Below are 21,327 nucleotides of genomic sequence, written 5' to 3'. Positions count from 1 at the left end.
GTGTCAGCCCTTAAAACCCCCTCCCGGCCTCCCCCTTCGCAGGGGGAGGAGCAAGGCAAAATCACGGCTTATGGGAGCAAAAAAACATTACCGCGCAATCCTCTCGTGCCAGTATTTGGTGAATTCCTCTTCGCCGTTCAGGCTGACCACCATATCGCCGCTGACGATAAAGTGCGTCAGGTCGCTGCGTAGTTCGAGGGTGATTTCTGCTTCCATCCACCAGCCTTCACGTCCCATCTTCATAGTCTGCGTCAGCAGATAGCGCGCGGATAACGGATCACTGTTACTGACCGTCAGCTCGCGCCGCAGATTGTGATCGACCGTCGTGTCGATATCATCGAAGCGGTAAACGCCTTCACCGAAAACGCCACCCACGCCGTTGGTCACGCTGGTCCAGCTGTCGGTGAGGAAATCGTAAGTGATGTTGCGATCCACGCGCCCTGGCGACAGCACAGTTTGCGGTGTCAGCGGCGCGCTTTGTGGCTCAGCAATCGGGCCGTCGATGGATACCGGCTGTTCGCACACCGGCAGGCTGAGCTGCGCGCTGTGCAAATCCAGCGTCAGCGTGGCGACCTCCGCCATCGGCCAGATCATCGGCCAGAAGGTGGTCGCCAGCGAGAGTCGCATCCGGTGACCGGTGGCAAAGCGGTGTGCGATACCATCCAGTTGTACCGGTACTTTGACTTTCTGACCGGGGATAAGCGGCACAGATTGATCATGGCCGTGCAGATGCGACAGATTCAGCCAGCCGTGCGTGACACGGTTTACCGAACCGTCCGGTGCAACGTCAGAAAGCCGGACGTACAACATCGCAGCCGGTTTATCGCTGCTCAGTTCGACGCTAAATTCCGGGAAGCCAAAAATGGTCAGCGGCTCGGCCAGCGGTTCGCCATCAAAGATTTCTGCCATGCCGTCATCGACACGCTGATCCGGTGGCATTTCGCCGGGCACACCGGCCCCCATCCATTCACCGGCCATCAGACCGTGATTCTGCGGTGAACAGATATTGATAACGCCTGCGTCAACGTCCGGCTGAGTATTGAGCTGGCCTCGCGTGAGCCAGCGCGGGATGTGATTGATATTGCTGGCGGTGCCGCGATCAAATCCCACCCATTCACCACGGCTGACCGGACGCATCGCCGAGGGCGGCTGGCTGTCCTGCAACCAGGTCTGGATCATCGGGCCCGCCATCGCGCCATTGTCTTCGCCTTTCAGCCAGTGATCCCACCAGCGCACGGCTTCCTGCAGGAAACCGATCGCCGGTTCCGGTGTGCCGTCCTGCGGATAGATATGCGCCCACGGACCGAGAATGGCGCGGCGTGGCACTTTCAGATTGTCCATCAGGCGGAACACTGCATTGCTGTAGGCATCTGCCCAGCCGCCGATGGCCATCACCGGACACTGAATGGCGGACCAGTCTTCGCACACCGAACCATGCTGCCAGTATGCGTCGCGCAGCGGATGTTCCATCCACAATGCCGGGAAGAATGGCATGTTTTCCAGACGGTTCAGCCAGTCTTTGTACCACCTTTCACCGACCAGTGCGGGGTCGGAAGGTCGGCTCTGGTACGCCAGCATGATGCCGCCCCACCAGAGATTGTCATTAAGCAGGCAGCCGCCTTTGTAGTGAATATCGTCGCGGTAACGGTCGTCAGTTGAACACACGGTGATGATGGCTTTCAGGGCGGCAGGGCGGCGGGCGGCGACCTGCAGGCTGTTAAAGCCGCCCCAGGATTTCCCCATCATGCCGACGTTGCCGCTGCACCAGCGTTGTTCGGTGATCCACTCAATGACTTCCAGCGCATCGTCCTGTTCCTGCAACAGATATTCATCCGCCAGCAGTCCGTCGGATTCGCCGCTGCCGCGCATATCCACACGTACGACTGCGTAGCCGTTTCCGGCGAAAAAGCCGTGCATCGGTTCGTCGCGGGTGCGGGTGCCGTCGCGTTTGCGGTAAGGAATGTATTCGAGAATGGCCGGAACCGGCTGGTGTTCAGCGTCATCCGGCAGCCACAGGCGGGCAGCGAGACGTGTGCCGTCACTCAGCGGGATCCACAGATGTTCAGTCACGGTGACGGCGTGAGGGAATTCAGTCACGATGCGTTTGGTGCTCATAAGACTCCTGTCGAAGAAATGGCTGCCGCAGGAAGCGCCGTGCCGCGCAGGGCGAGAACCTCGTCCAGCCAGCTGGTGCGCATTTCCGGTACGGAGGTCAGCAGTTTTTCAGTGTAGCTGTGCATTGGCGCGCTGAAGACCACGTCGGTATCGCCGCTGGCGACCACCTGACCCTGATACATCACCGCCACCTGATGGGCGATCCGTTTTACCGTGCCCAGATCATGCGTGATAAACAGATACGACAGCCCGAGCTGTTGCTGTAAGCGGCGCAGCAGATTCAACACTTCTTCCGCTACCAGCGGATCGAGCGCCGACGTGGCTTCATCGCAGATAATCAGTTCCGGCTGTGCGGCCAGTGCGCGGGCGATACAGACGCGCTGCTTCTGCCCGCCGGAAAGCTCGCCGGGACGACGGTCGATCAGTTTAAGCGGCAGTTCAGTCAGGCGGAGTAACTCTTCCACGCGCTCGCGCACCTGTTTTTTGTTCATCCCAAAGTAGAAGGTCAGAGGACGGCCAATGATATCCAGCAGCGTCTGACGCGGATTCAGCGCCACGTCAGGCAGCTGATAAATCATCTGCATACGGCGCAGCGTTTCTTTATTGCGCTGGTGAAAATTATGCGAAAGCGCAATGCCGTCGAAATCCACCGTGCCTTCGGTGTCGGGTAGCAATCCGACCAGCGCCCGCGCCAGCGTACTTTTACCGCTGCCGGATTCGCCAATAATCGCCAGCGTTTTGCCACGCGGCAGTTGCAGGCTGACGTCGTGTACCACCCGTTTACCATTGTAGCCGGTGCTCAGTTTTCGCAGGGTCAGCAGCGGCTGACCGGCAGATTCATGACCATCGGCCAGCGGTGTTAGTGCGTGTTCACGCTCTGCCACCAGACGCCGCGTATATTCCTGCTGCGGGTTTTCCAGAATGGTTTGTGTACTGCCGGTTTCCACCTCTTTGCCGTGGCGCAGCACCATAATGCGGTCGGCAAGTTGTGCGACAACGGCCAGATCGTGGGTGATATACAGCGCGGCGGTGTTGAATTCACGCACCAGTTTGCGCAGCATCACCAGCACTTCAATTTGCGTGGTGACGTCCAGCGCGGTGGTCGGTTCATCCATGATCAGCAAATCAGGTTTACAGGACATCGCCATCGCAGCCATTGCGCGCTGAAGCTGGCCGCCGGAAAGCTGATGCGGATAACGTTTGCCGATGTTTTCCGGATCCGGCAAATCCAGCGAGCGGAACAGTGAAATTGCCCACTGGCGGCTTTCTTCTTTGTTCATCAGACCGTGGCGGATCGGGCCTTCGCAGACCTGTTTTTCGATGGTCAGCGCCGGATTAAATGACGCCGCCGCGCTTTGCGCCACATACGCCACGCGCCTGCCGCGCCATTCGCGCTTTACGCTGGAAGGCTGAGAAACGATATCGGTGCCATCCAGGAAAACTTCGCCACCGGCAATGCGGCAGCCCTGACGCGCGTAGCCTAACGCTGCCAGCCCGATGGTAGACTTGCCCGCACCGGATTCACCAATCAGACCGAGCACTTCACCCGCCGCCAGTTTCAGGGAAATATCCTGCACCAGCGGCGAACCGTCGAGGGTTTCTATGCGCAGCCCGCGCATTTCTAAAATTGTGCGTGTCATGCTTCATCTCCGTGCGGCAGACTATTCCGCGCCAGCAGCCAGTCGACCACCAGATTGACCCCAATCGTCAGCAGGGCAATCGCCGCTGCCGGATACAACGGCGCGAACTGACCAAAGTTAATCGCCTGCGCGTTGTCGCGCACCATGCTGCCCCAGTCGGCATATGGCGGCTGAATGCCCAGACCTAAGAAACTTAAGCCCGCAATAAACAGGAAGGTAAAGCAGAAGCGCATCCCGAATTCCGCCAGCAGCGGCGGCAGGGCGTTGGGCAGAATTTCTTTGAACAGCACCCAGCGCAACCCTTCGCCACGAAGACGCGCAGCTTCGACGTATTCCTGACAAACAATCGCCTGCGCCACCAGCCGTGCCAGACGGAACACGCGGGTGGCGTCGAGCAGGGCGATGGTCAGCACCAGTACGGGAATGGACGTGCCCATCACCGACAATACGATCAGCGCGAAAATCAGCACCGGAATCGACATCACGGTATCGACGATACGTGACAGCACCACATCCACCCATTTGCCGTAAATTGCCGCCGTAAATCCGGTGATAATGCCGATGATAAAAGAACTGAAAGTGATGGTCAGCGCGATGGCAATGGTGGTGCGTGCGCCAAACAGAATGCGGGAAAGCATATCGCGCCCGAGACTGTCAGTGCCAAACGGCATGGCGGCGGAAGGCAGCAGCCAGATGTCGCCGACCTGTTCGGTTTCGCTGTGCGGGGCGAGCCATGGCGCAAAAATAGCTGCCAGCAGGTTCACCGCAATAATCACAATCCCTATCCAGGCCGACAGCGGGATGTTAATGAAATATCGGTTCATGTGTCCCCCTTTTAGCGCGCATGGCGCAGGCGTGGATTGCACCAGATCGCCAGTAAGTCGGCGGTGGTGTTGAGGAAAATGTAAGTGCCGCCAAACAGCAGGCCACAGGCCTGAACCACCGGCAGGTCGCGCTTGGTTACCGCATCCACCATGTATTGCCCGATGCCCGGATAGACAAACACCACTTCCACCAGGATCACACCGACCACCAGATAGGCCAGATTGAATGCCACCACGTTGATGATCGGTGCAAGGGCGTTTGGCAGCGCGTGCGCGACCACGATGCGCCAGCGCGGAATGCCTTTAAGCACCGCGCTTTCGATATATGGGCTGGCCATCACCGCAGTGACTGAGGCACGCGTCATGCGCAGCATGTGTGCCAGCACCACCAGCGTCAGGGTGAGCATCGGCAGGGTGCAGACGTAAAGCCGGTCGATGAACGACGAACTGCTGTCGACCATTGCCAGACTCGGGAACCAGGTCAGACGAATGGCGAAGGCGATCACCAGAATGTAGCCGACAAAAAACTCCGGCACCGAAATGCTGATGAGCGTCAGGGTATTTGCCAGCCGGTCAAAAACGGAACCGCGCCAGATGGCTGATGCGATCCCCAAACCGACAGCCAGCGGAATAGCGATCACCGCGGCATACCCGGCGAGGAACAACGTGTTCGCCAGACGCGGCAGCAGTTCGTCGCTGATGGCGCGACCGTTCGCCAGCGAATGCCCTAAGTCGCCGTGCATAATACCCGCCAGCCAGTGCAGATAGCGCAGCACAGACGGTTCATCCAGCCCGAGTTGCAGGCGCAACGCGGCAACGGTTTCAGGCGTGGCGCTCTGGCCTAAAATGGCCGTCGCGACGTCGCCGGGCAGCATTTCCGTGCCGATAAAAATCAGCACAGAAACCAGCCACAGCGTGATAATGCCTAACAGGATCCGCTGTAAAATCCGTTTTTTCATCATGCCTCCAGCCAGACGCGCTCGGCCAGACGACCACCCATGAAGTTGAACATCGGATGTGGCCTGATACCGCCGACTTTTTTGCTGGCTGCATCAAGATAATCGCCAAACAGCGGGATCATTGCACCGCCGTCGTCGCGCACGATACTTTGCAGTTCACCATAGATTTCAGCGCGTTTGCCTTCATCAAGCAGGGAACGTGCCTGCAACAGCAGGGCATCAAACTTCTCATCTTTCCAGTGGGTGTCGTTCCATTTGGCAGTCGACTGATAAGCGGTGGAGAACATCTGGTCAGCCGTCGGACGTCCGCCCCAGTAACCCATGCTGAACGGGGCTTTCATCCATACATCGTCCCAGTAGCTGTCGGCGGGCTGGCGTTTGATGTTGACCTGAATACCGCCTTTTTGTGCTTGCCCCTGGAACAGGGCGGCGGCGTCGAGCGCACCGGCAAAAGCGGCGTCAGAGGAGGACAGTTCGATGTTGAGATCCGTCAGACCGGCTTTTTTCAGGTAGAACTTCGATTTGTCCGGATCGTAAACGCGCTGTTCCAGGCTGTGATTGAAGAAGCGGTCTGTCTTCGGGATCGGATGGTCGTTGCCCAGCGAACCGTAGCCGCGCAGCACGGTATCGAGGATTTTCTGACGGTCGATGCCGTGTTTAATTGCCATGCGCACATCGTTGTTGTTGTACGGTGCGACGCTGCAATCCATCAGGAAGGTGAAATGCTGACCGCCGGATGAACGCACAATGTTCAGTGCCGGGCTGCGTTTAAGGAAATCGACGGTTTTGAAATCGACACGGTTAATCGCGTGAACCTGGCCGGAAATCAGGGCATTGGTGCGGGCGGTCGGGTCGTTGATGACCAGCACTTCCACGGCATCAACAAAGGCGCGATCCGGCTTCCAGTAGTTCGGGTTGCGCTTGAACAGCGATCGCACGCCCGGTTCGTACTGATCAAAGATAAAACCGCCGGTACCGATCGGATGCGACCAGTCGGTAAAGCCGTTGGGTACCACCACCAGATGGTAATCCGCCAGCAGATACGGCAGGTCGGCGTTGCCACTTTCAAGCGTGATCAGGATCTGGTTGTCGCCCTGTTTGGTCAGACCGGTAATCGGGGCCAGTTGAGTTTTGATGGCGCTTTTGGATTTGTCGCCGCGATGCAGGTTGATGGAATAAAGAATGTCATCTGCATCCAGTTTTTTACCATTATGGAAGGTGACGCCATCACGAACGGTAAACACCCACTCGGTGGCACCGGGTTTGGCTTCCCAGGCGGAGAACAATTCAGGCGTGGCTTTGTTATTTTCATCAATTTCAATCAGGCCGTTCATCAGCATATATGCCTGATTTAATGGCACCCAGTCGCTGAATAATGTCGGGTCCAGCGTATCACTGGTATTTCCCCCTGACATACCCAGTTTTAATATGCCGCCTTTTTTCGGCTCAGCAGCAAAAGCAGAGAATGGTGAAAAGCCCATAGCACTGGTAATACCCACAGCGGAAACGCTGGTAATAAAGCCGCGACGGCTAAGTTGTGCATCCTGCATTAATTTCGTCAAAGGGGAATTATTATCTTTCATTAATTATCTCCATAGTACGTGCTGGAATTTTATAGGTGCAGGCGAAATACCCCGGGTGTTTCTAAATTGGCGCAATGGATTGCCTTGATGATTTATATCAAAACCCCCTGTTGAACTTGCATGAGAATTTATCATGAGGGTATGCGAAAAATGCGCGGCAGAACACCCTGAAAAGCTTTATTTTTCTCAGCTATCAACGTCTGGAAAGGGAAGTGACCGGTGGAACTGCATACGGTTGTCGGTTTAATTGGCGTGTTTTGCTATCTTCTGGCTTATGCGCTGGTTCAAATGCGCAGGCTAGCGGTTGATGCTAACAGTTACGCCTATCTTAATATAATCGGCGGCGTGTTTGGCCTGTATTCGTTAAGTCATGATTTCAACCTTGCATCCTGTATTTCGCAGTCATGCTGGCTGTTATTCACATTAATTGGTATGAATTCTGCGAGAAAACGCAGATATCTGGAGAAAAACAAAATACCGCCAGCCGATGTCAATTCATAATATTTTATTATGACGTCGGATTATTATTATTTTTCATAAATCACTGTGAACATGATCTCGTCAATCCTGCTGAATATTCATTGCCAGACCGGATATCCGGCCTGGCAAATTCATTCACTTTACGGCTGTTTTAACCAGTTAATGACTTTATGCACCACAGGTTTGAGGAACCGGTCCTGCGGCGTCAGCATGTAGCATTTTCCGGCGGCAGCCAGTTTGCCGGGATGTGCGGCGACCAGTTGGCCGTTATTGATGTAATCCTGCACCAGTCCTTCCCAGCCCAGCAAAATCCCATCTCCCAGCACCGCCGACTGCACCAGAAACGGATAGTTGTTGGCCCGCCATGTTCTGCGCGGCGTGACGAAGCTGACGTCCTGCGACGCAAACCAGTCGCGCCAGCCGGTCCATTCGCGTTGCGGGTCATCCTGAATAAGCAATGTCTGTTCAAGTAAATCGGCGGCGCTGGCGTCAGGTGGCATACGGCTGAGGAATGCCGGCGAGCACATCGGATAACAGACTTCGTCAAACAGCGCCTGTACGTGATAACCGGGCGGTGGCTCGCGCAGATAGAAGATAGCCAGATCAAATTCTGATGACTTGAGATCTGAAAAGCTGTCGGAAATCTTCATGCGGATTTGCAGGTCGGGCAGCAACTGGCGCAACGAGGAAAGACGCGACGAAAGCCACAGGCCGCTCATGGCGCTGGTGCAGGCCAGCGTGACCTGCGGCAAACCGTTCCAGCCCATGACTTCCGCCGTGGATTGCGAAATATCGCCCAGTAATTTACGCACTTGTTGCGCATAGGTTTCACCGCGCGGCGTCAGGGTCGTTTTACGCTGGGCGCGCTGGAAAAGCTTACAACCGAGCATTTCCTCCAGTTGAATGATCTGGCGGCTGATGGCGCTTTGGGTAAGATTCAGCTCGTCGGCTGCCCGGGAAAAACTGCAATAACGCGCCACGCATTCAAAAGCCACCAGCGTGTTCAGTGGCGGTAACGGTTCTATCTGCACGGTAAAAGTGTCTCCGGATGGACGTTTAGCAGTTTTCCAGCATCTGAGAAATCGTCAGGCCCACCTGCTGGATGGCGCGTTCAGTTTTTGCTGTCAGGGGCTGTGCATAATTGATGCGCAGGCAATTGCGGTATTTGCCAGAAGCAGAGAATATCGAACCGATGGCAATTTGCACTAAATGCTCTTCGAGCAGCCGGTTCAGCCGCTGTGTATCCACGCGTTCATCAAGTTCGATCCACAGCAAAAAACCGCCCTGGGGGCGGCTAACCCGGGAGCCGCACGGAAAATATTTCATCACCCAGTCAGTCATGTTGCACAGATTGCGCTGGTACTGGTTACGTATCCGGCGCATGTGCTGCAGATAATGCCCCTGTTTGATGAAATCCGCGATAGCGATTTGTGGCAGCGTAGCCGAGGCGCCGGTGGTGATGTATTTCATGTGCAGCGCACGGTCGTGATAGCGACCCGGCGCGATCCAGCCGACGCGTAAACCGGGCGCCAGCGTTTTGGAAAACGAACTGCACAGCAATACGCGGCCATCTTCATCGAAAGAGGTAATGGTGGCAGGGCGCGGATACTGATACGCCAGTTCACCATAAACATCGTCTTCGATAATGGCGATATCGTAGCGTTGCGCCAGACGCAGCAGGCTTTTCTTACGGTCATCAGGCATGTTGTAACCGAGCGGATTATTGCAGTTGGGCGTCAGTTGTATGGCTTTGACCGGCCACTGTTCCAGTGCCATTTCCAGCGCTTCCAGACTGATCCCGGTCACCGGATCGGTCGGGATTTCCAGCGCTTTCATGCCAAAACCTTTCAGGGTTTGCATCGCCCCGTGAAAACTCGGCGAATCCACCGCCACGATATCGCCGTGTTCGCAGACCGAACGGATGGCGATAGACAGCGCTTCATGACAACCGGTGGTGATCAGAATATTGCTGGCATCCATATGGCTGCCGCTGTCAATCATCAGACGGGCGATCTGTTCGCGTAATTCTTCTGAGCCGTAAATGCTGTCGTAATGAAACGCGTTGAGATTCTGATGCTGGCCGGCGCGCCCCATCAGGCGGCTGAGGGGCCTGAGCGTGGCAGCCGTGACATCCGGCGAGCCCCGCCCGAGCTGCACCACGCCGGGACGGTGCGGGGAAGTAATCAGTTCGAGTACCTGATCCCACTGGGAAATATCCACCGGACGTTGCGTCGGGCGGCAAACCGCCGGAAGCGCTGCCTGCAAGCGTGCATCTTTGACAAAGTAGCCTGATTTTGGTCGTGCCTCCACCAGCTGTTTTTCTTCCAGCACGCGGTAGGCCTGCTGAACCGTGCTGACGCTGACGCCATGTTCACTGCTTAACACCCGCACCGAAGGCAGCCGGATACCCGCCGGATACAGCCCCTGCTCAATACGGTCACTCAAGACATTTGCCAGATTTTCGTAACGATTCATTATCTTTTCCTCAACGCCTGCGCAAAGAAAGCAGTACAGATGGACACAATCTAACGCTGAATCTGTCATCAGATCCAGATCTGTATGGTCGAAATATAAAAAAACTGAATCTGTAATGTTTTTACTGTTTGTAAGATCCTGATGTCAGGTCGTCAACGGGAGCAGAATATGAAAAATATCATTGAAGAACGGCAGTTTGCCGGATGTGAGACACGCGCTTGTGCTGATATCTTGGGGGCGGATAGGGCAGTACAGATGCCGCAAAAAAAGAGCGGATGGATAAAACAGTTGTTTGCTATCGTGCATGGCTGGAATGAGCGCCGCGTCAGCCGCAAGATTTTGCATTCGCTGAGTGCTGATCAATTGAAAGATATCGGGCTGGCGAAATCGGATATCGACAGAGAGTATCCGAAAGCCATTTGGCCGAACTGGCCTAAATGAAATACCCGTCATCTTTCGTGCGCCAGATGCGTTGGCTGCGCTCATGCGCCCCGGTCACTTACTGATGTAAGTGACCGGGGACTTTCTCACTTGCCGCCTTCCGGGCACCCGAAAGCTATAGGGTATTGGCTTTATTCAGGTATAAAAAAAAGCCCGATCAAATTATCGGGCTTTTTCGTCACTCAAAGCTTTCTTACTTCACCTGCATACCCGGCTGTGCGCCGGAATCCGGGCTGAGCAGGAAGATGTCTTTTCCGCCTGGGCCCGCCGCCATCACCATCCCTTCAGAGATGCCGAAGCGCATTTTACGCGGTGCGAGGTTAGCGACCATGATGGTCAGACGGCCTTCCAGTGCTTTCGGATCAGGATACGCAGAGCGGATACCGGAGAAAATCTGACGGGTTTCACCGCCCAGATCCAGTTGCAAACGAAGCAGTTTGTCTGAACCTTCCACGAAATCAGCGCTCTTGATCAGGGCAATACGCATATCCACTTTGGCGAAATCATCAAACGTGATGGTTTCCTGAATCGGGTCATCGGCCAGCGGACCGGTTGCCGGTACTTTGGCGGCTGCGATGTCTTCTTTCGAGGCATCAACCATCGCGGTGACTTTATCCAGTTCGATACGGTTAAACAGCGCTTTGAACGGATTTACCTGATGCGACAACAATGGTTGGGCAATCGCGTCCCAGTCCAGTGTGGTATTCAGGAAGGCTTCTGTGCGCTCTGACAGTGAAGGCAGAACCGGCTTCAGATAGGTCATCAGTACTCGGAACAGGTTGATGCCCATTGAGCAGATGGCCTGCAGGTCGGCATCACGGCCTTCCTGTTTTGCGACAACCCACGGTGCCTGTTCATCGACATAACGGTTTGCCAGGTCAGCCAGCGCCATGATTTCGCGGATTGCACGGCCTGATTCACGGCTGTCATACGCCTGAGCAATGCTTTCAGCGGCATCGGTGAAGGTTTTGTACAGCGTTTCATCGGCCAGCGTGTCAGCCAGTTTGCCGTCAAAACGTTTGGCGATGAAACCGGCATTACGTGAGGCCAGGTTAACCACTTTGTTCACGATATCAGCGTTAACGCGCTGCACGAAATCTTCCAGATTCAGGTCGATATCGTCGATGCGTGAAGACAGTTTCGCGGTGTAGTAATAACGCAGGCAGTCCGCATCCAGATGGTTCAGATAAGTGCTGGCTTTGATAAACGTGCCACGCGACTTGGACATTTTTGCGCCGTTGACGGTGACATAACCGTGCACAAACAGGTTGGTCGGCTTGCGGAAACCGCTGCCTTCCAGCATGGCAGGCCAGAACAGGCTGTGGAAATAAACGATGTCTTTACCGATAAAGTGATACAGCTCGGTGGTGGAATCTTTTTTCCAGAACTCGTCAAAATTCAGGTCAGTGCGGCGGTCGCACAGGTTTTTGAATGAACCCATGTAGCCGATTGGCGCGTCCAGCCAGACGTAGAAATATTTGCCCGGCGCATCAGGAATTTCAAAGCCGAAGTATGGCGCATCGCGTGAGATATCCCACTGTTGCAGACCATGCTCGAACCACTCCTGCATTTTGTTTGCCACTTGTTCCTGCAACGCGCCCGAACGGGTCCACGCCTGCAACATCGCGCTGAATTCAGGTAAGTCAAAGAAGTAGTGCTCGGAATCACGCAACACCGGCGTCGCACCGGAGACCACAGATTTCGGGTCAATCAGTTCCGTCGGGCTGTAGGTTGCGCCACACACTTCACAGTTATCGCCGTACTGATCCGGTGATTTACATTTCGGGCAGGTGCCTTTAACGAAACGGTCTGGCAGGAACATGCCTTTCTCAGGATCGTACAACTGCGAAATGGTGCGGTTTTTGATAAAACCGTTTTCTTTCAGACGACCATAAATCAGCGCAGACAGCTCACGGTTTTCGTCGCTGTGCGTGGAGTGATAGTTGTCGTAGCTGATGCCGAAGCCGGCGAAATCTTTCTGATGCTCCTGGCTCATTTCGGCAATCATCTCTTCCGGCCTGATACCGAGCTGCTGCGCTTTCAGCATGATCGGGGTGCCGTGTGCATCGTCCGCACAGATGAAATGCACTTCATTGCCGCGCATTCGCTGGTAACGGACCCAGACGTCAGCCTGGATGTGCTCGAGCATGTGACCGAGATGGATGGATCCGTTGGCGTACGGAAGTGCACAGGTTACCAAAATTTTTTTCGCGACTTGAGCCATAGTAAGAGCTTGCTTTCTGTAGTTGAAATCAGGGGCATTGATGTTAACCGAAAGCGCCGCCCCGCGTAAACAAACGGGGGATCTCCTTACGTGTGTTCTGTTATGCTTATGGATAGATAAATAGTCTGATAACCCCCTTTCAAGGAGCCGGGATGACATCTCAATCCCCACAGCAGACCACACCCGCAGGGCTGCGCGCACTCGTGACCGGCGTACTGGCCACCTTCCGCCATTCCACACTGCAAAAAGATTTGCCCGCGATGAAAGCGTTGCATCACTGCGTGTTAATGGATGACGTTTTACATATTGATCTGACCCTGCCGTTCGCCTGGAACAGTGGTTTTGATGTATTAAAAGAACAAACCAGCAGCGAATTGTTGCGGGTGACCGGCGCTTCGGCCATTCAGTGGAATCTGCGCCACGATATTGCCACCATCAAACGGGCAAACGATCAGCCGGGTATCAAAGGTGTGCGCAATATTCTGGCGGTCAGTTCGGGTAAAGGCGGGGTAGGGAAATCGACCACGGCGGTGAACCTGGCGCTGGCGCTGGCAGCAGAAGGTGCCAAAGTCGGTATTCTGGACGCCGATATTTACGGCCCGTCAGTGCCGAATATGCTGGGCACTGAGGAAGAACGCCCGACCTCGCCGGACGGCGTGCACATGTCGCCGATTATGGCACACGGCCTAGCGACCAACTCGATTGGCTATCTGGTGACGGATGAAAATGCCATGGTGTGGCGCGGGCCGATGGCCAGTAAAGCGCTGATGCAGATGCTTCAGGATACGCTGTGGCCGGATCTGGATTATCTGGTCATCGATCTGCCGCCGGGTACGGGTGATATTCAACTGACGTTGTCGCAAAACATCCCGGTTACCGCCGCCTTAGTGGTCACGACGCCGCAGGATATTGCGCTGCTCGATGCAATGAAAGGCATCGTGATGTTTGAAAAAGTGCATGTGCCGGTTCTGGGGATTGTAGAGAACATGAGTATGCATGTGTGCAGCAACTGCGGGCATCACGAACCGATTTTCGGTACCGGTGGCGCACAACGTCTGGCTGAGAAATACCGCTGTGATTTACTGGCGCAATTGCCGCTGCATATTTCGTTGCGTGAAGATTTAGATCGTGGTGAGCCAACAGTTGTTTCCAATCCTGAAAGTGAATTCACGGCAATTTACCGTGAGCTGGCGGCAAAAATTGCGTCACAACTGTTCTGGAAAGGCGATGCCATCCCGACAGAAATTGCCTTCAGAGCCGTTTAATCCCCCAACTCTGTGAATTATTACCTGATGTCAGCGATTACACAGCCTTAACGCTGGCATCGGGCAGTGTGTTGTACTTATAATTGGCGCGTTCAAAGCATATATCTGTGCTTGCCTTCCAACTTCCAAATCAGGTCTTTAATTTTATGTCTGACAAATTCCATCAGTGTGTCATCGTGGGTATCGCTGGCGCATCTGCTTCGGGAAAAAGCCTCATCGCCAGTACGTTATACCGTGAACTTCGTGATCAGGTCGGTGATGAGCATATCGGGGTGATCCCGGAAGATTGCTACTATAAAGACCAAAGTCACATGACCATGGAAGAGCGGGTCAAAACCAACTACGACCATCCCAGTGCGATGGACCACAATTTGCTGTTCCAGCATTTACAGGCAATGAAGTCTGGTCAGGCGATTGAATTGCCAAGCTACAGCTTTATTGAGCATACCCGTCTGCCTGAGACGGTGACCCTTAAACCGAAGAAAGTGATTATCCTGGAAGGGATCCTGCTCCTGACCGATGCACGTTTGCGTGACGAAATGAATTTCTCCATTTTCGTCGATACTCCGCTGGATATCTGTCTGATGCGCCGTATGAAGCGTGACGTCAATGAACGTGGTCGTTCGATGGATTCTGTGATGGCGCAGTATCAGAAAACGGTTCGTCCAATGTTCCTGCAATTTATCGAGCCTTCAAAACAATACGCAGACATCATTGTGCCGCGCGGCGGCAAAAACCGGATTGCGATTGATATCCTCAAGGCTAAAATCAGCCAGTTCTTCAATTAATCGCGGAACAATCCGTTAAAACCATACCGGAGATACGATGAGACTTTGCGACCGAGATATAGAGGCCTGGCTGGACAGCGGCAAATTAGGTATTTCACCCCGTCCTCCGGTCGAACGGATTAATGGTGCAACGGTAGATGTGCGTCTGGGTAACGGATTTCGCGTTTTCCTCGGGCACAATGCGGGTTATATCGATCTGAGTGGCCCTAAAGACGAAGTCAGCGCTGCACTCGATAAAGTGATGAGTGATGAGATTGTGTTGCCGGAAGGCGAGGCGTTCTTCCTGCATCCGGGCGAACTGGCACTGGCGGTGACCTTTGAGTCTGTCACCATTCCTGACGATCTGGTGGGCTGGCTGGACGGACGCTCTTCACTGGCGCGTCTCGGGCTGATGGTGCACGTGACCGCACACCGCATTGATCCGGGCTGGCAAGGGCGTATTGTTCTCGAGTTTTATAATTCAGGTAAGCTCCCGCTGGCGCTTCGCCCGGGAATGTTGATTGGCGCGCTGAGTTTTGAACCGTTATCCGGTTCTGCTGCACGGCCATACAATAGCCGTCAGGACGCGAAATACCGCGACCAGCAAAGCGCTATTGCCAGTCGTATTGATAAAGACTGATTCTGTTTTTTATCCGTTTTCCGGATAAAAACGTGAGGAAGGCATGAGAAGACTCCTGACAACACTGGTGATTTTACTGGTGGTTATCATTGCCGGTATGACTTCGCTGGTATTCCTGATTAACCCGAACGATTTCCGCCAGTACATGGTAGAGAGGGTCGAGGTGAAAAGCGGCTATCAACTGGCTATCAACGGTTCCCTGCGCTGGCATGTCTGGCCGCAGCTCAGCATCATTGCCGGACAGACTTCTCTGACCGCGCCTGGGGCTAAGGCACCGGTTGTCAGCGCTGAGAACATGCGGCTGGATGTCAAACTCTGGCCTCTTATTTCTCATCAGCTCGCGGTCAAGCAGGTTCTGCTGAAAAACGCCGTCATTCGTTTAACGCCGGAAACGGAAGAGAATCAGCCCAATGCGCCGGTCGCACCTTCTACGCCAACGCCTGTTGCGCCAGGGGCATCCGAACTTGAAGCGGGCTGGAAATTTGATATTGATAAAATCAGCGTGGCTGACAGTTTACTCATCTGGCAGCGCGGTGATGACGAGCAGATCAACGTGCGTGATATCAATCTGGAAATGGAAAAGAATGACAACCGTCAGGCTAGTATCCAGCTTTCAAGTCGCATAAACCGCGACCAGCGCGATCTGTCGTTCACCATGAAAGCCGACCTGGATATGCAGCACTATCCGCAGGCTGTCTCTGCCAGCATCAGCAAGTTCACTTATCAACTCAATGGTGCCGATATCCCGGTGAAAGGCCTTCAGGGGAATGGTTCCATGCAGGTGAGCTATCAGCGTGATAACAATATGCTGACGCTGAACCAGCTGGCGCTGTCGGCCAATGATAATCAGATCTCCGGCACGGCCTCTGCGAAGCTGGGAGAACTGGCGGATTATCAGCTCAATTTAACCGCTGATAAGCTTGATCTTGATGCGCTTTCCGGCTGGCAGCCTGATACGCAGGAACAATCGTCGCAAACCGCGCAGTCTGTGACGTCAGCACCCGTTATCGCCCGTGATGTGGATGAACAGCCAAACGGGCTGAATGATTTGCAAACCTTCAATGCCACCCTGGCGCTGAAAGTTGCTGATCTCACTTATCGCGGTATGAAAATCCAGAACCTGGCCCTGAATGCGGTCAATCATCAGGGCCAGGTTTCCTTGCCGGCATTTAGCGGCAACCTGGGAACAGGGCGCTTTTCTCTGCCAGGCACCCTGGATGTCACGGGGAATAAAATTCAGGTCCATCTGACACCGGATGTGGACAGCATTGAACTGGGTGATTTACTGACAGCTTACGGGTTACCGAAAGTCCTTACCGGGAGCTTCTCTATGCAAGGGAATGTTAACGGAGAAGGGTTGTCGGCCGTTGATTTTGCACGGCGATGGCAAGGCGAGGGGCAGCTTTCAATGGATAACGCGCGTCTGAATGGCCTTAATATTCAGCAACTCATTCAGCAGGCGGTCAGCCGTAATACCAGTAATGTTCAGGGGCTTGAAAAGTATGAGCACTATAGCCAGATCGATACGCTGAAAGCGCAGGGACATCTGGCCGGAGGTACTCTGACGCTGAATAATCTTGAAGGTCAGTCGCCAATGGTGTCTGCGAAAGGTGACGGAACAATCGATATGTCGAATCAAAAGGTGGATATGAACCTGCTGATCCGCGTTACCGGTGGCTGGAAAGGTGACAATAATCTGATCAATACCCTGAAAACGACAGACATCCCGTTGCGGGTTTACGGACCCTGGGCTCAGATGGGATATCAGCTGCAGGTGGACCAGATACTGAGGCGTACGTTTGAACAAAGCGCTCGCAGCGCCCTTCAGAACTGGGTCGACAAGCGTAAGGACAGTAAAGAAAAAAGCGATGTTGAGAAATTACTCAACAAATAATCTCTTTTCTAAGCCAATTCTGAGCATAAACAAAACGGGGTGCCATCGCAGGCACCCCGTTTTGTTTACAGGAGTGAGTCAGACTTCGTAATCGTCTTCAGAGGCGGTATCAGGTGGCGTAATCTTCACTTTTAAAATACGGTGACTGCTGACTTCTAAAGGCTCAAACAGATAGTCATTAATGTGTATCTGTGCGCCCACCTGCGGGATACTTTGGGTATATTCCATCAGCAGACCGGCCAGCGTGTGATATTCCCTTTTTTCATCCACCGGCAGGGAAATATACATCACCAGATCGTCAAGCGGCATGTAGCCGTTGGCTATCCAGCTTCCATCCTCCTGCTGCTGGATATCATGCCGTGCATCAGGCGTTTCGTCAGACTCTGGCAGGTTACCGGCAATGGTTTCCATCACATCCGTCAGGGTCACGATCCCTTCGACAGAACCAAATTCATCGACCACGAAAGCAAAATGCGTTTTTGCCTGGCGGAATTGTTCGAGGGCCATCAGCAGAGAAAGCTGTTCCGGGAAAATCAGGGGCTGGCGGATCAGCGCCTTAAGATCCAGTTCATTTTGCAGCAGTTGTTGTTTGAGCAGGTCGACAACGTGCACAACGCCCAGCGGTTCGTCGGTGGAGCTGTCTTCGGTGACCAGCATACGGGTATGTTGGTTATCAGCGATTTGCTGCGTCAGCACGTCGACAGGGTCATTAAGTTCAAGATGGTCTACATCATGGCGGGAGGTCATGACGCTGCTGACAGTGCGTTGCCCGAGTCCCAGCACGCGTTCAATCATGTGACGCTCCTGCTGGTTGAAAATCGCATCTTCTTCGTCAGCGCTGTCTGCAATCATGTTTGAAGAGTGAGCATCAAGTTCGGCTTCTTCATGTTTGCCACGCAAGACGCGCAATACGGTTTCTGCAGTGCGTTCACGCAGAGAGCGGCGCGAGGATAAAAAGCGTTTGCGGTTAAACTGTGCCAGCTGATTCAGCCCTTCAATGATCACCGAGAAACCGATCGCGGCATACAAATACCCTTTCGGGATAACATAGCCAAAACCTTCGGCAACCAGGCTAAAGCCGATCATCAGCAGGAAACTGAGACATAAGATGACGATAGTCGGATGCGCATTCACGAAACGTGTCAGTGGTTTACTGGCTAACAGCATCAGGCCGATAGCAATACACACCGCCACCATCATGACGGCCAGATGCTCAACCATCCCGACTGCAGTAATCACCGAGTCGAGTGAAAAGACCGCATCCAGCACGACAATCTGAGCAACGACCGGCCAGAATTTAGCACCGCGCTGCTGATGGCTTTGTTCTTCATCTTTGCCTTCGAGTCGTTCATTAAGCTCCATCGTCGCTTTGAACAACAGGAATATCCCCCCCGCAAGCATAATCATATCGCGCGCGCTGAACGGATGCCCGAGCACGGCAATAAGAGGGCGGGTCAGTGTCGAAAGCCAGGAAATGCAGGCCAGAAGAAGTAAGCGCATGACTAGGGCCAGTAAAAGCCCGGTGACGCGAGCCTTGTCACGCTGCTGGCGCGGAAGTTTTTCCGCCAGGATGGCAATGAAAATGAGATTGTCTATCCCCAGGACAATTTCGAGAACTACCAGGGTCGCAAGCCCGGCCCAAATCGAGGGATCGGCGATCCATTCCATATTGCGTTTTTCACCTTTGGTTACACGACGATTGTCGCACGTTGAATAATGGGCGCCAGCGCCCCAAATTTCAAATCTAAAACAGCGGTCTAGGCAAACTGGCAAGGGGGCCCAGGGGAAGAAGGATGAGATGTGATAAAAAGCCGTCAGGACTGATTTGGAAAGCAGCAAGTTACGATTATTAAATCACCGAACAGGTATAACATTCCTAAAAATAAGCCTTTAGCTTACTGTTTGGTGCGGCTTACTGGTATCGTAACTGAATTAACATAATCGTGTTTGAGTCCTAAAGTCATGAGTATGGTCTCCCTAAACCAAATCACAGAGACTATACTCATGGAAGAACTATAGGATTGGGAATTTAAATCAATTTTACAATTTCAGTTCAGAGAAATCCCTGACGCGTTTGGATGGTAACTGACTGAATTTACACACCATAGGTTTCAAGGAGTATCCTTTACAATGTTAAAAGCTGTTATCCCTGTTGCCGGTCTGGGCACTCGTATGTTGCCAGCGACGAAAGCCATTCCAAAAGAAATGCTGCCTATCGTCGATAAGCCTTTGATCCAGTACATCGTTAATGAATGTGCTGCGGCGGGCATCAAAGAAATCATTCTGGTCACACACTCTTCGAAAAACGCGATCGAAAACCACTTCGATACCTCTTTCGAGCTGGAAAGTATGCTTGAATCCCGTGTGAAACGTCAGCTGCTGGAAGAAGTGCAGTCTATCTGCCCGAAAGGCGTGACCATCATGAACGTACGTCAGGGGCAATCAAAAGGCCTTGGGCATGCGGTTCTGTGTGCAAAACCTCTGATTGGTAATTCTCCTTTCGCGGTTATTCTGCCAGACGTTTTGATGGATGATTCCACCAGCGATCTGCGTAAAGATAACCTTGCTGCCATGCTTCGTCGCTTCCAGGAAACTGGCAACAGCCAGGTCATGGTTGAAGAAGTGCCGGAGAAAGACGTTTCCAAGTACGGTATTGTTAACTGCAACGGCGTAGAAGTTGAGCCGGGCGAAAGCGCGCCAATGACGGCTATCGTTGAAAAGCCGGAACTGAAGGACGCGCCATCAAACCTTGCGGTTGTCGGCCGTTATGTTCTGTCCGAAGCTATCTGGCCACTGCTGGCAGTGACACCGTACGGTGCAGGTAATGAAATTCAGCTGACTGATGCCATTGCCATGCTGATGAAAAAACATACTGTTGAAGCCTTCTCCATGACTGGCCGTTCACATGACTGTGGTGATAAGCTCGGTTATATGAAGGCGTTTGTTGAGTATGGTATTCGCCATAACACGCAGGGCGAAGCGTTCAAGGCATGGTTGAAAGAGTTTGCCGAAGAGTAAAAATTGATTGACTTCGAGCAATAAAAAGCACCGAATTTTCGGTGCTTTTTTTTATCTGAAGTGATATTTAGAAAATAATTCAGGCCGGACTAGCCCATCAGCCTGAATTTATAATCAGTTATGTTCGTTAAGTAGTTGGGTCAGATACGCGCCATAAGCAGTTTTGCTCATTAATGCAGCTTGTTCAGCAACACGCTCTTTGCTCAACCATCCTTTACGAAACGCAATCTCTTCCAGACAAGCTACTTTAAAACCTTGTCGTTTTTCAATGGTGTGGACGAATTGTGAAGCCTCAATCAGGCTATCATGTGTTCCTGTATCGAGCCACGCAAAACCTCGGCCCAGAAGCTCCACCTGCAATTGACCTTTCTCAAGATACATTTCGTTTAATGTCGTTATCTCAAGCTCACCACGATGAGATGGCTTAACTTGTTTAGCCATTTCAACGATATTTTTGTCATAGAAATAGAGTCCGGTCACTGCCCACTGAGATTTTGGTTTTAATGGTTTTTCCTCAATGGAAAGTGCTTTAAAGTCCTTATCAAATTCAACCACGCCAAAACGCTCGGGGTCTTGAACCTGATAGCCGAAGACTGTTGCGCCCGTTTCTCGTTTAGCAACGGCTTCAAGCTGTTTGCCAAAGCTTTGACCAAAATAGATATTGTCGCCAAGAACAAGTGCACAACGTTCGCCGTTTATAAACTCTTCACCGATGATGAATGCCTGGGCAAGGCCGTCTGGAGATGGCTGTACTGCATACTCGAGTTTAATGCCGAATTGAGAACCATCACCCAGTAAGCGTTGAAAGGATGGCATATCTTCAGGGGTAGAAATCACCAATATTTCATTAATACCTGCCAGCATAAGCACAGATATTGGGTAATAAATCATCGGTTTATCATAAATCGGTAACAGCTGTTTCGATACACCGCGGGTTAGGGGGTACAAGCGTGTGCCTGAACCGCCAGCTAAAACGATACCTTTCACTAGATTCTTCTCCTT

17 protein-coding genes are annotated in these 21,327 nt (G+C 53.2%); 7 read left to right on the top strand and 10 right to left on the bottom strand.

Translation table 11 applies throughout. The features are described from left to right. Positions 1-87: 87 nt before the first annotated feature. From HGO41_RS08075 to HGO41_RS08055, 5 genes are read right to left on the bottom strand one after another with little or no spacing between them, the layout of a single operon-like run. Complete coding sequence (locus HGO41_RS08075; RefSeq protein ID WP_112198091.1) at positions 88-2,115, bottom strand: CocE/NonD family hydrolase; 2,028 nt, start codon at positions 2,113-2,115, stop codon at positions 88-90. Next, entirely contained in the window at positions 2,112-3,755 is a 1,644-nt protein-coding gene (locus tag HGO41_RS08070; protein WP_112198090.1) for an ABC transporter ATP-binding protein, read from the bottom strand. Before HGO41_RS08070 ends, HGO41_RS08075 begins: the two co-directional genes overlap by 4 nt. Then, positions 3,752-4,579, bottom strand: a complete 828-nt coding sequence (locus HGO41_RS08065) for an ABC transporter permease (protein ID WP_250980943.1) — start codon at positions 4,577-4,579, stop codon at positions 3,752-3,754. The genes HGO41_RS08070 and HGO41_RS08065 overlap by 4 nt, the downstream gene beginning before the upstream one ends. Positions 4,580-4,590: 11 nt before the next feature. Continuing rightward, positions 4,591-5,538, bottom strand: a complete 948-nt coding sequence (locus HGO41_RS08060) for an ABC transporter permease (RefSeq protein ID WP_013575056.1) — start codon at positions 5,536-5,538, stop codon at positions 4,591-4,593. After that, a complete protein-coding gene (locus HGO41_RS08055) occupies positions 5,538-7,121 on the bottom strand; it encodes an ABC transporter substrate-binding protein (RefSeq protein ID WP_013575057.1) in 1,584 nt (527 codons plus the stop codon). The genes HGO41_RS08060 and HGO41_RS08055 overlap by 1 nt, the downstream gene beginning before the upstream one ends. 219 nt (positions 7,122-7,340) lie before the next feature. Between HGO41_RS08055 and HGO41_RS08050 the strand changes: the two genes are divergently transcribed. Further along, complete coding sequence (locus HGO41_RS08050; protein WP_013575058.1) at positions 7,341-7,622, top strand: CBU_0592 family membrane protein; 282 nt, start codon at positions 7,341-7,343, stop codon at positions 7,620-7,622. 119 nt (positions 7,623-7,741) lie between these two features. On the opposite strand, the gene HGO41_RS08045 is transcribed toward HGO41_RS08050, so the two are convergent. Both HGO41_RS08045 and HGO41_RS08040 read right to left on the bottom strand, forming a co-directional pair. Beyond that, positions 7,742-8,632 (bottom strand): LysR substrate-binding domain-containing protein, encoded by an 891-nt coding sequence (locus HGO41_RS08045; protein WP_015689689.1) that lies wholly within the window; start codon positions 8,630-8,632, stop codon positions 7,742-7,744. A 25-nt stretch (positions 8,633-8,657) separates the two neighbouring features. Then, complete coding sequence (locus HGO41_RS08040) at positions 8,658-10,076, bottom strand: aminotransferase-like domain-containing protein (protein WP_250980942.1); 1,419 nt, start codon at positions 10,074-10,076, stop codon at positions 8,658-8,660. Between the two features lie 168 nt (positions 10,077-10,244). Here HGO41_RS08040 and HGO41_RS08035 point away from each other — a divergent pair, with 168 nt between their 5' ends. Continuing rightward, positions 10,245-10,517 (top strand): DUF1127 domain-containing protein, encoded by a 273-nt coding sequence (locus tag HGO41_RS08035; protein ID WP_013575061.1) that lies wholly within the window; start codon positions 10,245-10,247, stop codon positions 10,515-10,517. 193 nt (positions 10,518-10,710) lie between these two features. Here HGO41_RS08035 and metG read toward each other — a convergent pair whose 3' ends face one another. Next, positions 10,711-12,900, bottom strand: a complete 2,190-nt coding sequence (metG, locus tag HGO41_RS08030; RefSeq protein ID WP_255347860.1) for a methionine--tRNA ligase — start codon at positions 12,898-12,900, stop codon at positions 10,711-10,713. Between metG and apbC the strand changes: the two genes are divergently transcribed. The 4 genes from apbC to asmA all read left to right on the top strand — a co-directional run bounded on the left by apbC (position 12,894) and on the right by asmA (position 17,307). Continuing rightward, positions 12,894-14,006, top strand: coding sequence for an iron-sulfur cluster carrier protein ApbC (apbC, locus tag HGO41_RS08025; protein WP_013575063.1), 1,113 nt, complete (start codon positions 12,894-12,896; stop codon positions 14,004-14,006). The two genes, metG and apbC, sit on opposite strands and share 7 nt — an antisense overlap. A gap of 146 nt (positions 14,007-14,152) precedes the next feature. After that, positions 14,153-14,794: a uridine kinase gene (udk, locus tag HGO41_RS08020; protein WP_013575064.1), complete on the top strand. Its 642-nt coding sequence runs from the start codon at positions 14,153-14,155 to the stop codon at positions 14,792-14,794. A gap of 37 nt (positions 14,795-14,831) precedes the next feature. Beyond that, entirely contained in the window at positions 14,832-15,413 is a 582-nt protein-coding gene (gene dcd / locus HGO41_RS08015) for a dCTP deaminase (protein ID WP_013575065.1), read from the top strand. Positions 15,414-15,456: 43 nt separating this feature from the next. Then, complete coding sequence (gene asmA / locus HGO41_RS08010; protein WP_112151815.1) at positions 15,457-17,307, top strand: outer membrane assembly protein AsmA; 1,851 nt, start codon at positions 15,457-15,459, stop codon at positions 17,305-17,307. Positions 17,308-17,385: 78 nt separating this feature from the next. On the opposite strand, the gene HGO41_RS08005 is transcribed toward asmA, so the two are convergent. Beyond that, a complete protein-coding gene (locus HGO41_RS08005; protein ID WP_013575067.1) occupies positions 17,386-18,975 on the bottom strand; it encodes a TerC family protein in 1,590 nt (529 codons plus the stop codon). 462 nt (positions 18,976-19,437) lie between these two features. On the opposite strand from HGO41_RS08005, the gene galU reads away from it, so the two are divergent. Beyond that, positions 19,438-20,325, top strand: a complete 888-nt coding sequence (galU, locus tag HGO41_RS08000; protein WP_013575068.1) for a UTP--glucose-1-phosphate uridylyltransferase GalU — start codon at positions 19,438-19,440, stop codon at positions 20,323-20,325. A 114-nt stretch (positions 20,326-20,439) separates the two neighbouring features. Here galU and rfbA read toward each other — a convergent pair whose 3' ends face one another. Continuing rightward, a complete protein-coding gene (gene rfbA / locus HGO41_RS07995; protein WP_037034876.1) occupies positions 20,440-21,312 on the bottom strand; it encodes a glucose-1-phosphate thymidylyltransferase RfbA in 873 nt (290 codons plus the stop codon). Positions 21,313-21,327: the final 15 nt, after the last annotated feature.

The organism is Rahnella sp. CG8 (genome assembly GCF_023701875.1).
Taxonomy (GTDB): domain Bacteria; phylum Pseudomonadota; class Gammaproteobacteria; order Enterobacterales; family Enterobacteriaceae; genus Rahnella; species Rahnella aceris.
Note: the sequence above shows the minus strand (reverse complement) of the source record. Positions and strands in the feature narration are given on the sequence as shown.